The following is a 382-nucleotide window of genomic DNA, read 5'->3' on the forward strand; positions in this document are numbered from 1 at the left end:
TCTCATGTCTGAAGCAAAAGCAACAGAAGCAGGACTCAAGCCTTTAGCAACAATTATTGCACATACCGCACTAGCTATTGAACCAGAAAACTTCCCGAAAACACCAGGTTTAGTCATTAAACAACTTCTTGAAAAGACGAACAAAAAAGTAGAAGACATCGACCTTTTTGAAATCAACGAAGCCTTCGCTGCCGTCGCTTTAGCAAGCAAGCAAATTGCTGAGGTTGACCCGAGCAAAATCAATGTAAACGGAGGAGCAATCGCTCTTGGCCACCCAATCGGCGCAAGCGGCACCCGTATCATTTTAACACTAGCCTATGAACTAAAAAGAAGAGGCGGCGGCCTCGGAATCGCAGCAATATGCAGCGGCGGAGGCCAGGGG

The 382-nt window shown here is 47.1% G+C and carries 1 pseudogene; it reads left to right on the forward strand.

The features are described 5' to 3' along the window. Positions 1 to 382 (forward strand): annotated as a pseudogene (locus tag KH400_RS22135) (acetyl-CoA C-acyltransferase); the annotation flags it as partial.

The organism is Desertibacillus haloalkaliphilus, from assembly GCF_019039105.1.
Lineage (GTDB): Bacteria > Bacillota > Bacilli > Bacillales > KJ1-10-99 > Desertibacillus > Desertibacillus haloalkaliphilus.